Here is a 240-nt window from a genome sequence, read left to right as displayed (position 1 = left end):
ATGCTAACTTGATGATTATTTAGTATCTTTCAATAGGTAATAACTATCTTGTAATTAGTTCTCTTAGAAATTCATCAATCCGTATATTTAAATAAAATATACGCTCTTCGTTAAAATAAACTTTGGCTTTTTCCCTATCGACTGTTTCTTTTAGGTCATTTAGTCTGCCTAAGTCCAAATTTTCGCTGGTATATTTTCTTGCCAGCAGCGCACGTAGCAAATCTCCATCCAGCCCTAAAC

Annotated in this window: 1 protein-coding gene; it reads right to left on the bottom strand. The window is 33.3% G+C overall.

All coding sequences use genetic code 11. From position 1 onward, the window contains the following. Positions 1-43: 43 nt before the first annotated feature. Positions 44-240, bottom strand: a 197-nt coding sequence (locus ACTHS4_RS12475) for a hypothetical protein (RefSeq protein ID WP_440366045.1), incomplete at its 5' end; no start/stop codon positions are given.

Origin of the sequence: Neisseria sp. P0014.S009 (assembly GCF_051958155.1) — a bacterium.
Taxonomy (GTDB): domain Bacteria; phylum Pseudomonadota; class Gammaproteobacteria; order Burkholderiales; family Neisseriaceae; genus Neisseria; species Neisseria flavescens_C.
This window is presented reverse-complemented; position numbering and strand designations above follow the sequence as displayed.